Source organism: Scopulibacillus cellulosilyticus (assembly GCF_042665295.1).
In the GTDB taxonomy this organism is placed as follows: Bacteria; Bacillota; Bacilli; order Bacillales; family Sporolactobacillaceae; genus Scopulibacillus_A; species Scopulibacillus_A cellulosilyticus.
On the sequence record NZ_JBHTCO010000042.1, the window covers coordinates 1 to 14,222 of the forward strand.

11 protein-coding genes are annotated in these 14,222 nt (G+C 38.1%); 4 read left to right on the top strand and 7 right to left on the bottom strand.

The window, feature by feature from the left end:
- Positions 1-101: 101 nt before the first annotated feature.
- The gene (locus ACFQRG_RS19095) at positions 102-356 is read right to left on the bottom strand and encodes a hypothetical protein (protein ID WP_380969107.1); all 255 of its coding nucleotides are present in this window, start codon (positions 354-356) and stop codon (positions 102-104) included.
- 311 nt (positions 357-667) lie between these two features.
- On the opposite strand from ACFQRG_RS19095, the gene ACFQRG_RS19100 reads away from it, so the two are divergent.
- Together ACFQRG_RS19100 and ACFQRG_RS19105 are read left to right on the top strand one after the other, a co-directional pair.
- Positions 668-1,603 (top strand): aldo/keto reductase, encoded by a 936-nt coding sequence (locus tag ACFQRG_RS19100; protein ID WP_380969109.1) that lies wholly within the window; start codon positions 668-670, stop codon positions 1,601-1,603.
- Between the two features lie 63 nt (positions 1,604-1,666).
- Positions 1,667-1,867, top strand: coding sequence for a putative holin-like toxin (locus ACFQRG_RS19105; protein WP_380969111.1), 201 nt, complete (start codon positions 1,667-1,669; stop codon positions 1,865-1,867).
- Between the two features lie 264 nt (positions 1,868-2,131).
- On the opposite strand, the gene htpG is transcribed toward ACFQRG_RS19105, so the two are convergent.
- Complete coding sequence (htpG, locus tag ACFQRG_RS19110) at positions 2,132-4,009, bottom strand: molecular chaperone HtpG (RefSeq protein WP_380969113.1); 1,878 nt, start codon at positions 4,007-4,009, stop codon at positions 2,132-2,134.
- Between the two features lie 284 nt (positions 4,010-4,293).
- On the opposite strand from htpG, the gene ACFQRG_RS19115 reads away from it, so the two are divergent.
- Positions 4,294-4,668 (top strand): cyclophilin-like fold protein, encoded by a 375-nt coding sequence (locus tag ACFQRG_RS19115; protein WP_380969115.1) that lies wholly within the window; start codon positions 4,294-4,296, stop codon positions 4,666-4,668.
- 78 nt (positions 4,669-4,746) lie between these two features.
- Here the strand turns inward: ACFQRG_RS19115 and ACFQRG_RS19120 are convergent, their stop codons facing one another.
- From ACFQRG_RS19120 to ACFQRG_RS19135, 4 genes are all read right to left on the bottom strand, one after another.
- Positions 4,747-6,030: an MFS transporter gene (locus ACFQRG_RS19120; protein WP_380969118.1), complete on the bottom strand. Its 1,284-nt coding sequence runs from the start codon at positions 6,028-6,030 to the stop codon at positions 4,747-4,749.
- Between the two features lie 334 nt (positions 6,031-6,364).
- On the bottom strand, positions 6,365-6,502 hold the full coding sequence (locus ACFQRG_RS19125) for a hypothetical protein (protein ID WP_380969120.1): 138 nt from the start codon (positions 6,500-6,502) through the stop codon (positions 6,365-6,367).
- Positions 6,503-6,569: 67 nt separating this feature from the next.
- Positions 6,570-9,791 (bottom strand): DEAD/DEAH box helicase, encoded by a 3,222-nt coding sequence (locus ACFQRG_RS19130; RefSeq protein WP_380969122.1) that lies wholly within the window; start codon positions 9,789-9,791, stop codon positions 6,570-6,572.
- Positions 9,792-9,959: 168 nt separating this feature from the next.
- Complete coding sequence (locus ACFQRG_RS19135; protein WP_380969124.1) at positions 9,960-10,100, bottom strand: hypothetical protein; 141 nt, start codon at positions 10,098-10,100, stop codon at positions 9,960-9,962.
- 328 nt (positions 10,101-10,428) lie between these two features.
- Here ACFQRG_RS19135 and ACFQRG_RS19140 point away from each other — a divergent pair, with 328 nt between their 5' ends.
- Positions 10,429-11,022: a hypothetical protein gene (locus ACFQRG_RS19140; RefSeq protein WP_380969126.1), complete on the top strand. Its 594-nt coding sequence runs from the start codon at positions 10,429-10,431 to the stop codon at positions 11,020-11,022.
- A gap of 582 nt (positions 11,023-11,604) precedes the next feature.
- Here ACFQRG_RS19140 and ACFQRG_RS19145 read toward each other — a convergent pair.
- Positions 11,605-13,950 (bottom strand): Ig-like domain-containing protein, encoded by a 2,346-nt coding sequence (locus tag ACFQRG_RS19145; RefSeq protein WP_380969128.1) that lies wholly within the window; start codon positions 13,948-13,950, stop codon positions 11,605-11,607.
- Between the last annotated feature and the right edge of the window lie 272 nt (positions 13,951-14,222).

The window sequence follows — 14,222 nt, forward strand, 5'->3', positions numbered from 1 at the left end:
TGGTTTTAAGCGTTATGATCGTTTACGATTACGTGTTTTATTACATCATCAATATAAATCAATGGGATATCAGTTAGGTTAAGGAGTAGGAGCTATTACTCCTACCCCAACATTTGACGTAGAACCATAACTTTTGAGGGATTCTTATCATCAAAAGCTTGAATAATACGCGGATCGGCGGCTGTCATTTTGGCAATTGACATGGCATGTTTGTCGATATTCTTGATGAGCACATCTTTCAAAATAAGCGAAAAGATTAAACTTCCAAGAAACATACTCGAAAAAACAATAATAGAAATGAGCAGCACCATTTGCGGCAACAGACCGAACCGCTTAAATTTAGCAAGAAATTTCATAGCTTAACGTCCCTTTATAAAAATAATTAGTAAATTCAGTTTATTATCTCGCATACGGCCAGCCGCTGTATACCCATCTTTCAAACTCATTTCGCTAAGAGGAAAATAACAATAGATTCACAATACATTGTTCTCCTATTTTATCATCACGTCCCATTTACTCAAAGTCCAACTGCTTTACCTATAAGATCATTCACCATATAAAGTAATTTAAAAGATAATTAAATTAACATCAACGCGGTCTTTTTATTTATGGAAGCCCTGTCTTTTGTTATGATAATAATAGTTTGAAAAAGGAGATGATTCAAAAAGTGGTTGAAAAAACGCAGATTGGAAAAACAGGTTTGTATGTAACGCCAATTGGTCTTGGTACAAATGCCGTTGGCGGCCACAACCTTTTTCCGAATCTTAGTGATGAAACTGGCAGAGAATTAGTCCGTACTGCATTAGATAACGGCATTAACTTTTTGGATACGGCTTTCATTTACGGCCCTGAGCGTTCAGAAGAGTTAATCGGCCAAGTCGTAAAAGAAAGCGGAAGGCGCAGCGAGATTGTGATTGCTTCAAAGGGCGCGCATAAATTCGTCAACGGCGAGGTTGTCTTTGATAACTCCCCTGCCTTTTTGAAAGAGTCAGTAGAAAGCAGCTTGAAACGCCTGCAAACGGATGTTATCGATTTGTTTTATATTCATTTTCCTGATGAAAATACACCGAAGGACGAAGCGGTTGGCGCACTGAAAGAATTGAAAGACGAAGGAAAAATAAGAGCGATTGGTGTATCAAATTTTTCCCTTGCGCAATTAAAAGAAGCTAATAAAGACGGCTATGTCGATGCAGTACAATCTGAATATAACTTATTAAGACGCGGTGCAGAAGAAGATCTGCTGCCATATGCGGCGGCAAATCATATTTCATTTGTACCCTATTTCCCGCTCGCATCAGGACTGCTCAGCGGAAAATATACAAAGGATTCTACATTTACTGATCGGCGTAAGGACAAGCCTCTTTTTCAAGGCGAAACGTATGTCCGCAATATAGAAAAAGTTGATCAAATCTGCGAAATGGCCGACGCAAAAAATACAGCGGTCGCCAATATAGTCCTTGCTTGGTATTTAACAAGAGATGCCATTGATGTATTGATCCCCGGCGCCAAACGGCCGGAGCAGGTCAGCAGTAATTTAAAAACATTAGATGTTAAGCTGACTGACGAAGAAATTGAAAAAATTGACCAAATTTTTCAGGCTTAAAAATGGAACACGCATCTTCAGCTGTTCCGTTAAATATTTAAATTATCTATATTTTGCAAACTTATGTGCTATAATAGTAAGAACAATAGATCGACTTCACATGAGGGGTTTGGCGCACTGACCATCCTTCTGACGTGTCTCTTGATTGGAGATCTCCAAGGAAGGGAGGTGCTGCCTCTGGATATTTATCAAACTTTAACGCTCATGATTTCGTTTGGAGCGCTTATAGTGGCGATAATGTCCGACAAAAATCAAAAAAAATAATCCCCTCATGTGCTTGCCGGCGTTTGGGGGATTATTTCTCCTCAGTATAGCCTAGCCCTTCTTGATGGGGTTCGGTCTATTGTATGCCAACAGCGTTCGCGCGCTGTTGGCTTTATTTATTTTATTCAATATTTCATATTCTATGTTTATTATATCACATTAATATTGTTTGTACATCTGATAGGACGCATTTAATACCATCACAAAGTCATTTTTGAAAAAGATGATCCTTAAAGCTTGTACTTAACCAATAGCCCTTGCTTTTTACACCATCACCTTGCAAATATCATTCGTAAATTCAACCGGATCATTGATAGGCAGACCCTCAATGAGAAGCGCTTGATTATACAATAGATTGGTAAACAGTTTTACCTTGTCTTTATCTTGTTCAAAGGCCGCTTTCAATGATTGGAAAACATCATGGTTAACATTCACTTCCAGCACTTTATCGGCTTTAATATTTTGGTTATTCGGCATGGCATTAAGCACCTTTTCCATTTCGATGGATACTTCGCCATCTGCTGTTAAACAGACAGGATGCGTTTTTAAACGTTTCGATGCTTTGACATCTTTTACTTTGTCGGATAGTACATCTTTCATATAATCAAACAGTTCTTTGTTATCCTTCTCGACTGATTCTGTTTGGTTTTCTTTTTCTTCATCAATGCCTAAGTCACCGCTTGAAACTGATTTGAATTCTTTCTCTTTGTATGATTTCAGCATTTTGATCGCAAATTCATCGATATCATCCGTGAAGTATAATATTTCATAGCCTTTATCTGCGACCAGCTCTGTTTGCGGCAGCTTGGCGATTTTTTCGTTTGTTTCACCGGTTGCATAGTAAATATACTTTTGATCTTCAGGCATTCTTGATACATATTCATCTAAAGTGATTAGTTTTTCTTCTTTTGAAGAATAGAACATCAGTAAGTTTTGCAAGACGTCTTTGTCTTGTCCAAAATTATTATAAACGCCAAATTTCAGCTGTCTGCCAAAAGATTCATAGAAGGCTTCATATTTTTCCCGATCACTTTTTATGAGACTTTCCAATTCTTTTTTAATCTTATTTTTAATATTTTTAGCGATTAACTTCAATTGTCTGTCTTGCTGTAAAATTTCCCGTGAAATATTAAGAGACAAGTCTTCAGAATCAACCATACCTTTGACAAAGCTAAAATAATCCGGCAGCAAATCCGGGCACTTCTCCATAATTAAAACGCCATTGGAGTAGAGCTCTAAGCCTTTCTCAAATTCCTTCGTATAATAATCAAACGGCATTTTCTCCGGTATAAATAAAATGGCATTATATCTTACCGTACCGTCAGCCTTAATGTGGACATGTTTGATCGGCTTATCAAAACCGTAATGCTTCTCCTGATAAAAATTCTCGTAATCTTCATCGGTCAGTTCGTTTTTATTTTTTCTCCAAATCGGAACCATGCTGTTAATGACCCGTTCCTCTTTGACCTCTTCATATTCATTTTCGCTGCCTTCTTTTAATCTGCTTTCAGTCACTTCCATTTTGATCGGGTAACGAATAAAATCTGAGTATTTCTTAATGATGGCTTTTAAGCGATATTCTTCAAGATACTCATCATACTGCTCATCTTCCGTATTTTCTTTAATTTTCAACGTAATTTCTGTACCAACATGATCTTTTTCAAATGGTTCAATCGTATAACCATCGGCACCCCTAGATTCCCATTTATACGCTTCATCACTGCCCAATGCTTTACTGATGACCGTTATTTCATCACTTACCATAAAGGCTGAATAAAATCCGACACCAAATTGGCCGATAATATCATGGCCGTCTTTCAATTCAGTTTCATTTTTAAATGATAAAGAACCGCTTTTGGCAATCGTGCCAAGGTTATTTTCAAGCTCTTCCTTTGTCATACCGATCCCGGTATCCGTAATTTTTAATGTGCGATTGTCTTTGTCTGCTTCTATTTTTATATAGTAGCTGTCTTTGTCAAAGGTTAATGAATCATCTGTTAATGCTTTGTAATAGATCTTATCAATCGCATCGCTGGCATTAGATATTAACTCGCGGAGAAATATTTCCCGATTCGAATAAATGGAGTTAATCATCATGTCTAACAGACGTTTGGATTCTGCTTTAAACTGCATTTTTTCCATTGATGTTTCCCCTTTCATAAATAAAGTAACCCATTTAAAATCATTGATTAAGTATTATCAGCAACCCATTAGCACTCTATCCACTAAAGTGCTAAACACTAATTAAATACCATACACTTTTATTTGTGTCAATATAACCCTAAAAGTTTGCTGGTTTCAAATTTTTCCCTTTCAATAACATATTTGCACAATCAGCCCTCTATTATTTTGGCACCTTTGCATAATGACCCGTTTTAATTTTCAAATTACAATAAGATAAACCTTTTGTGCAATGGAGGGGGAAAATGAAAAAAATCAAAATAAAGGTAAATAACCATCAATTAAATGGCGTACTCCATGACACTCCGGCGGGAAAAAAGATTTGGAACAGCCTCCCTATATCCTCACGCGGGAACATTTGGGGCGATGAAATTTATTTTTCGATCAATGCTGATGTGAAACTGAATAACGCACAAGAAGTCGTTAACGAAGGGGATCTTGCCTACTGGCCCCCTGGATCGGCCTTTTGCATTTTTTACGGACCGACGCCTGTCAGCGTGCAAGATGAAGTTCGCCCGGCCAGCAGTGTTGAAGTATTCGGGAAAGTGACTGACGATTTTAATGTTTTAAAGAAAATCAAACGTTCTCCAAACGTTGTGATTGAACGCGCCGAATCGTAAGCGAAAGCTATCTGGATTTTGCTTAATTACCCAAAAAAGGGATAAAGCAGGTGTATGGCTGCTTTATCCCTTTTTTAATTAACTGCCAATAGCTTGCTTTTGCTCCTTTACTTCCCGGCGCCTTTCCTTGATAAGAATACCGCCGACCAAGCCCAGCAATGAAAAAATAACTGAAATAATAAAACCGTAATGATAACCAACACTGCTCGGAGCGGCATGGAAATGGTCTAACACCTTCCCAAACAGGCTCGGTAAAAGGACAGCACTTAAAAACCCTCCTGTATTGGCAAAACCCGAAACAACACCAACCTCTTTAATATCAAAGGATTTACGGACGACCGCAAACGTTAAAGCACTGGCTCCATTTCCAAAACCAATGATCAAGAAAAGAATAATCAACATGAAAAACGGCGGCTTCCCGTTAAATAATAGAAAAGCAATCCAGCATAAAAAAGTAATAAAGTGAACAATAGTATAAGGACGTTTTATTGACCCAAAACGTTTTGAAAACCAACTGCCCATAGGCGCACCAATAAGCGCCCCAATAAGTCCAATCATAATAAGCTGGCTTGCCCCTGACCGTGTCATGCCATAGACATTCATCCCGTATGGAACGGCCCACGAACCGATAAACCCAACATACGTCCCGACCAGGCCAAAGTGGCATAAGAATGTCGCCCATGCCTGCCGGTGAGAAAATATCCGGCGCAACAACATAAACGTGTTTTCACGTTTAAGATTGTTTTTACGGGCAGATTTACTTTTTACGGAATTATCTTTAAACATTTGTTTCGGCTTTTTAACCAGTACAAAATAAAGAAGAATGCCGCAAAGAAAGATCAATAGACCCGCTGTAAAAAAAGGCGGCCGCCAACCCGTTAAAGCAATAAAAGCGGAAAAAGGAACGGTCGCCGTCAAGAAACCAAGGCTCCCGGTCATTCCCGCTAAGCCCAATAATCCAACAAATTCCTCCGCTTTAAACCATTGGCTTAATATCAAAACCAAATTGACCCACATTGTCGCATCGCCTATGCCCACCAATAACCTGGCAATAGGAAGAATCATTTCATTTGTTGCAAGGCTGTAAATTAAAGTCCCTAAGCCATCAAGCAACGCTCCGATAATAAGAAAAAAGTTGGGCCCAAACCGATCTGACAGGATTCCGATTGGAATTTGCAACCCAGCATATGCCAAAAATTGAATACTTGTCAGTAATCCAATCGTAGCTGCTGAAACATGAAAATCCTTCATCAATTGGTCAGAAATCAATCCCGGCGCTGTTCTTTGACTGACGATTAAAAGATACGTAACCAATACCGACGTAAAAACAACCCATCTGTACTTGCTATTTTGTCTATCCATGGCCTCTACCCCTGTAGCTGATATTCTCTTAATATTATAAACTATTTTTCCATGTATGCATTTACCATTTTTTAATGGTTGCGCTTTCTTATAAAAAAGATGTTTCATGTAAAATGTTTCACGTGAAACAAATTAAATTTCACAAATTTCTTTGTAAAACTAAATATAAACGATATGACGGGGAGGTTTAAAGTTGTATAAATTTCATCCCTTCAAATCAAAAAATAGCCGCCCCGTTCCTTGAAAAGGCGGGACAGCTGTCACTTTCATTCAGTTATAATTTTTACGCCATCTATTTGTAGAGGGGCCCTCATTTACCTGTTCCCCCATATGGTCAAATCCTAACCTCATGATTAATCATTACCCGTAATTCATGAATCACTGCATCACTAAGACCGACATAATTATTTAGGCCTTTTCCCCAAAAAGGCTTATGACCGATAATTTTCTTGATCATTTGCTCAAGTGACATTTCCCCTGATTGATAGTCTGACCACTGTTCATTAATAGCTTTTGTTGTTTCCTTAAAAAGCCCCTGTCTAAATCATCAATATTTCCCGAATGTCCTCTTCAGTAAGGCCGGACAGTGATTTCTCCTTAGAATCAATAACTTCTTCAATCAGATGTTTCTTTTTCTCTTGCAGTTCATTCATTTTTTCCTCAATTGTACCGCGGGCAACAAGCTTGATGACTTGTACAACCTTTGTCTGACCAATGCGATGGGCACGGTCTGCCGCTTGCTCCTCAACGGCGGGATTCCACCAAATGTCATATAGGATGACGGTATCAGCACCCGTCAGATTGAGCCCTGTCCCCCCTGCCTTTAAGGAGATGAGGAATAAATCACGTTCACCGGCATTAAATCGATGACATCTTTCCATTCGTTCTTCTGACGGGGTTTGGCCGTCGAGATAGAAAAAGGACTGTCCTTGCATCGATAACTCTCTTCCTATAAGCTCAAGCATTTTTGTAAACTGTGAGAAGATCAACACCCGTCTTCCAGAAAGTCTTGATTCCTCTAGAATTTGCATCAGCTGTTCAAACTTTGCTGAGCTTTCTTTATATCCGTCCACAAATAAGGCGGGGTGACAACAAATCTGCCTTAACCGGGTTAAACCGGCAAGGATTTTGATACGATTTTTCCGAAGGGTATTCTTGTCCAGATGCTTCAACGTATCGTGTCTTAGTTTCGCCAAATAAGCTGCATATAGCTTTTTCTGCTCAGGAAGCAGCTCCACTGATTCCAATGACTCCATTTTGCCGGGCAGTTCTGCAAGGACATCTTCTTTCGTCCTGCGAAGCAAAAATGGACGGATTCTTCGGGCAATCTTTTTTCTTGAAAGGTTGCTGTATTCCCTTAAACCGAGGAATAGTTCGGGAAATACGACGTGAAATATCGACCACAATTCCTCCAATGAATTCTCCACAGGTGTTCCCGTAAGAGCAAAACGATGATTTGCCTGGATCTTCTTCACTGCTTTTGCTGTTTGTGTGAGAGGGTTCTTAAAAACTTGGGCCTCATCAAAAAAAACAGTGTGAAAGGACTGTTTCGCATACCAATCTATATCTCTAAGCAACAACGGATACGAGGTAATGACAACGTCCTTATCCGTTAAATTCTTTTGTATTTTGAAACGTTCTGATTTATTGCCATCAATGACGTCGGCTTTTATATCGGGAGCGAAAGTCATTATTTCATTAAGCCAGTTGTACGTTAATGAGGATGGACATAAAATAAGAACCGGAAGCTTTTTTTCTTGAATGTTTGGAAGCTCTGAAAGGATGAATGTGATGCTTTGCAGTGTTTTACCAAGCCCCATATCATCGGCAAGAATTCCTCCGAACCCATAACTAGAGAGCATCTTCATCCATTTGTAGCCGAGCTTTTGATAGTCTCGCAATATCGGCTCCAAGCTTTTTGGGACGTCAAACTTCAAGCTGTCCGGGTTTTGGATATTTTCCAAGAACTGACGAAACGATTCCTCTAACTTGAATACATGACTCCCATCAGCAGAGTCAAGAAGCTGAAGCCCCCGGACAACTGGGACATTCAAGCGGCTTTCCAGATCTTCATTCTGGATCGGCAGTGCATTTAGAAAGCGGTTAATTTCCTCAAATTCTCTTGTCTCCAGCGAGAGAAGCGAACCGTTCCTTAAACGATAATACTTTCGCTTCTCCTCTAATGCCAAGAGAATTTCCTGTATATCCTTATCAGGAATGCCATCCATTTCAAATTTGAATTCCAGCCAATTGGTCCGTTCCTTATTGATACTTACCCTTATCCGCGGATGAGCCCTCCCTCTGAAAACCCGGTTTCTTACTGCCGTAGTCGCATATATTTGGACACGCTTTTGAAGTTTTGGAACGACATTGTGTAAAAACTCATATTCCAGCTCTTCATTATGCAAAAAATACCCGCTGTCCGTCTGAGCAAACGAACTTTCCTCCATCAGTTGCAGGATTGCCTCCTCGCTCTCTACATCCCTAATGACCATAGTGCCTGCCCGGGGTTCACGGCTTTCCAACGGATTAAGCACAATATTACCATAGTGAAACTCCAACCCTGCCAAAAGGCGATTTTTCACACGATCTAAGTATAGTTTGGCAATCAGCGGTGTCTTCAAACACTTATTGGAAATAGCCTCGGATATTTGGACATCCCCTAGCTTTTTCAACCCCGGAACCACTTTTTCCATGAAAAAATTTATTTGCTCGCGGGAAATTGGAATACTATTTGAACCTGAAGCTTTCAGCATCTGTTTTAGTTCTGAAAGGCGTTCGCTATCCTCAGTTTCTAACTGGATTAAATTCTGCCCCGATAGAACAGATTGATATGAAGTCAACAATATCATCCGATTCAAACCTTGGATTTTTAATTCATAGCTTTCATCATTAGTCTCTGAAAAAACAAACTGTAATGGGAGCTTTCCCCTCATTAAGCGAAACCCGTCAAATGCTTTTCCATCATACTTCAGCTTCACCACAGGTGCTTTTAAAAGTAAAGGAAGAAGCTGTTCCCAAGATGATGGCGGAATAAGTAATGTGTGATGACCGATTGTATCGCCAAATTTGTCTGGCAGTGTATTAACATACACCTCTTCATCATGGATCACTTGAATAAGCTTCTGAATAACAGCATCTGTTTCTTTTTGAAAGCAATAAAGGTTTGGGTCATACGTGAAGGATTCAGAAAGAAAGCTCGGTTGGCCGTTTTTTACCCGCTCCAGAAAATCCCGGATATATTGCACATTGGTTGTACCAATTCTAAGCTCTATGCCGATCATGGTTCGCCCCATGCTTATGGCGACAGGTTTACATATAAATTCTGCGTCAAGTAATTTTCTGTTTTCAAAATGAAACTGCTGCCCGCTTGATCGTTTTGGCTGATTATTAAAAAGGGTCAGCAAGCCTTCTGTGAGTACCTGATTTGGCGAAGAGCCAAGCTTTTGCCTGCTTTGAATAATTGGGGTTGTCCCTTTACGCTGATGCTCATAGATCGATAGTAAAACCGCTGCAATATGCTGACAATCGCTTTTAAAAGAAGCGAGTGTCGGGCAGCTGCATGTTGTGCATATCCCCCCGCGGGAATCCTTTTCTATGGTGACGCGGAAATCCTCCAGCCCCGTAACCGTGGCTTTACAACTATCAGGACTGTATTTTTCAAATGTTATTTTATTAGCACGATGAAAAGTGTCACCTCTTTTGAAGGAGACTGTACCGCACATTTCTTTAATCATTTTTTTATTTAATTTTATATTCAAATGCTTTGCTCCTTCCTGAGGATATTTCACTTTACTTTTGTGTCATTCTCTGTGGTACGTCTCTTCTTAACATTAATACCTATGGTGATCGACAAGCTATTTCTTATCATTTGGCGTTTCCGTACTCCTGATACCCTTAAAAAGTAAAAAACATTTAAGGCGATTAGGCTATTTAGGATTTATTATACCATCGAATGACCAGGCTGCTCCTTTATCTCTAGATGTAAATTTAGCAAGCTCCTTCCCCCCTTGAAAAGTAACCAAAATAACCGCTAATACCCATAAAACTATTTTTAATTTTCTTCCCACGGATACCCTATCCTACAAGCCAAACCGAGCCAAGATTTTACAAAATGATGTTTTTGATACCAACACTACCTTTTTAAAAGTTAATTCTCGATTGATCCATAGGTTAAAACGAAACTATCTTTTATGAATTGCTATTAATTTTAAATACTACTTTAAGTTGTAGTATTTATTTTATGGTTTAATCTAAATAAATTGTCGTTTTTTTAATATATTCGGTATCATAATTAGGGTGATTTTGCTATAATTTCATATATTAGGTATTACAGGTTAAATGGGGAAATAAAATCACCTGTGATACTTCTATACATAAACAAAAGGAGAGAGAGAAATGGAGAAACTAAAAAAGTTATTAATGAGTTCTTTAGGACTCGCTTTAGTTTTAGCATTTACCTTTAACGTTTCTGCTAATGCTCAAAGCTCAAACTATGAAAGAGTAACATGGGATCAATTAAAAAGTGAAAGTTTTGATGTTAACTCCATCACAAAAGAGGATGTAGAAAAAGCTAATGAAGTTGCAGGTGAATCATTAGATTCTTTATTTAAAGAGGATAAAGACGGATATGCAACTATGGACATTTCAGCTATTGAGAAAAAATATGGTACTGGCGTAGCTAATGTATTTAAATTAGGCTTAGCTAACATTAACTTAGATATTCAAAGAGGTGCTACTCAATTTGCACCAGATCATAAATCTTTTATAAAAGGACCAAACTATGACAAGTATGCAACCAATGATTCACAAGGAGGTAAATTTGCTCCTAGATCATGTTCTGCTAAAGGTGGAAGTAAAGCTATTGTTAGTGGTGCTATTGGTGGAGCTGTTACCGGTGCAGTTGGTGGTGAAGGTGTCGGAGCAGTTCCCGGTGGCTTAATTGGTGGAGCAGCAGGTGGACTTGGTTACTATGCCACTTGTTGGTGGTAAATAAATTAGTACGTCAACCAACCTTAATAGTTTCCTAAGGTTGGTTGATTTTATTAAATTGTTATTAACTAAAAGGGCCTTAATACTAAAAGTAAAACAAAAATAATGACTGTAAAAAGGATTCCTTGAAAATATATATTTGAAGAATTATTTTTGCTGCTTTTTGATTTAAAGAGCCTAAAAATTATCGTGAAAATAATTCCTGCTATTATAGCTGTAATAATTGATTTTAAAATCATAATTGTCCCCTCTCAGATGAATTTTTCTAAATGCTTATTTTTCTTCCAAAGAACCTCCTTTTTTAGCTTTCAACTGCTATCATTTATAATTATTGCCATTAATTAGAGTATCAGGATTAACCATAATTTTCATTAGTTATTAAGGAATTTAGTTCTTCTATCACAGATATATGTATTCCATAATAATTATTCATAGATAATTTTACTCATTGTTTTGCAGGTCCCCCATGTTCCTATCCCAAAATATAAGATATATTCGCGTAAATTCACACACAAGCCGATATTTTAAAGTTTCCCAAAACAATAAATAACCTCCCCTTATGGTATTGGGGAGGCAATTGGATTACTTTACTTTCACATATTGATACTTACTTTTATTTCCCGCCTTATCTTTGGCATAAAGTTTTAAAGTCGTTCCTTTCTTCTGTTTTCGTATCTTAATGCTGTAATTTCTTTTTGAATTTGTTTTATCTTTTCCTAAATATTTGCTGCTTCTGTACAGGTATACAGTTGAGCTTTTTTCAGCTTTTCCATAAACTGTTGTCGTTTTTGTCGTCACTTTATTGACAGTAGGCTTGCTTGGCGCTGTTTTATCAGCAACTTTAAAGGAAGTACCCGAGCTTTTGTTTCCGGCTTTATCCGTTGCATAAGCCGTTAATGTCGTTCCCGCCTTTTGCTTATGCTTGATTTTAACTTGAAAGTTCCCTTTACTGCTTGTTGTTGAGTATCCTAACACCGTTTTTCCGTGTTTAATCGTTACCTTTGATCGGGGTTCAGCTTTTCCAGATATTGTTGTCTGGTTATCGCCAAAGGTTGAAACTTTTGGCTTTGCCGGTGCCGTTTTATCAACCACTTTTACTGTTGCCGTTGTACTTTTATTATGTGCCGCATCCTCCGCATAGATGGACAATGTTGTGCCGGCTTTTTGTTTGGCTATTTTAATTTTAAAAATGCCTTTGCTATCGGCTTTACCGCTGCCTAAAACCTTTGTACCTCTTTTTACCGTCACCTTAGCTTTAGCTTCAGTTGTTCCAGAAACATAAGTTGTTGCATCACTGACTTCCTTGACCTTAGGCTTTGCCGATGGTGTATTGTCCCTTACAGTGATAATCGTTTCCTTGCTCTTATTTCCTTCTAAATTCTGAGCATAAACTCGTAATTCGCTTCCCGCTTTTTGTTTAGAAATTGCAACACGAAAATGGCCCTTGCTATCCGCATTGGTATGACCCAGTTCTTTTCCCTTTGCTGTTACTATGACTTTTATTTTAGGATCTGCCTTTCCGGTTACACTCGTATCCTTATTTCCTACAGGGTTTACGGTTGGCTTTGTCGGCTGTTGGGCTTTTTTCAGCAATGTATAAGTGACATCAGCACCTTTATTGGCAGGGATGCTAAAGTCATTAGGAGAACTAATTTTTTTAACAATTGCACCTCCGCCATTTAATGAACGCGACTTTCCGTTGTATATTCTTTCATTAATAGAATCAAAAGATTTGTCGCCATGAAATCCGTACAAACCTGATTTTTCTTTTAAAAGCAATGCTGCTCTGTAATCCGTCATAAACTTTCCAAAACTAAGCTTTGGATTAATATATTTTTTTACCATATCTTGAACAGCCTGATAGTCACTGTGAGGATCATTAATTAAGTCTTTAAAAATATGATTGCCCTGACCTGATTGAGTCCTTAAATATTCCATAAACAAATAGGACAATGAGTAGTTTGCCAAATTATCCCCGTCATAGTCCCAATATAGCAGAGAATGTCCATTGGTAATTTCGGGGTCAAAATTATAGTAATCAACCCATTCTTGAAGCGCTCGGCCTAAATAAATCTGTTCCGCCGCCAAGGAAAGCCCCTCATCCATCCATGTATCCATCGAAGTTTTCCCTTGCACAAAGACCTTCTGATTATAATTAATCATATGCTGAAATTCATGAGCCAGAGTTGAATAAGCTGCAGAAACATCCTTTGATTTACCCATTCCCATCAACGGGTATGTATCTATATAAAAGATTTCAAAACGGTTAGAATGGGTAACATCATAAAGATCCATCGGTGAAAAATAGCCGGCAACATAGCCGCCGTAACCGTTAAAACCGTCTTGTATGTTATAACAAAGAATATTGACTTTCCCGTCGCCATTAACATCAGGCTCTTTTCCAAAATTCTCTACATCCAATTTATAAATCCGACCATCAAATTCTTTTCCTAATTGCTTGGCCTGCTGTGACGATATCTGATTGTTATTCACCCAAACATTTGAATGGGAACCGCTGTAAAATAAGTTTGCCTTCAGTTGATAATCTTGATTTGTCTCAAGATTAGATACCCAAAATGATCTACTGTCGCCAACTTGATATTTCGGTTGAATTGACCGGACATTTTTCTTAATCGCTTTATCTTTATACTTTTTAGCATCAAATGGCTTTACGACATCCATTTTATAGGCATCTTTATCAATTTTTTTATTAAAGCTGTAATGATCATTATTTATCGAAAATGACCCTGAATTCTCGCTTTGATAACCATTCGTTGATTCGTTACTGATAAGCACATAATTGTTAGAACTTGAAGGATTTGAAGACGCAGCCGTGTCTTTATTATTAGCAAAAGCTCCGGCAGGTAAAGAAATTAACAACAACAATAAAGTTGAAAACAAATAAATTCCTTTCTTTAAACCCTTCAATAACAGCAGCCCCCTTTAAAAGTTTGGTTGTTAGTGTAACACTCAATTAAACTTACCGGGATTGGTATTTGTCCTTTTCGTCACCTCTCTCAATGATATGAAGTCTAATAGTTTAGTAGAATCAAAACCTTGGACTTGTGTGGGAGATATCTAGTTTGATTTTAAGTGAAAAGGAATGAAAATACTGCTGGAATTTGGCGGGGGATTATTTATTTTTATGGCTAGTTTTGTTAAAGCTTACATAGCTTCTTATAAATTTTAGACATATCTTA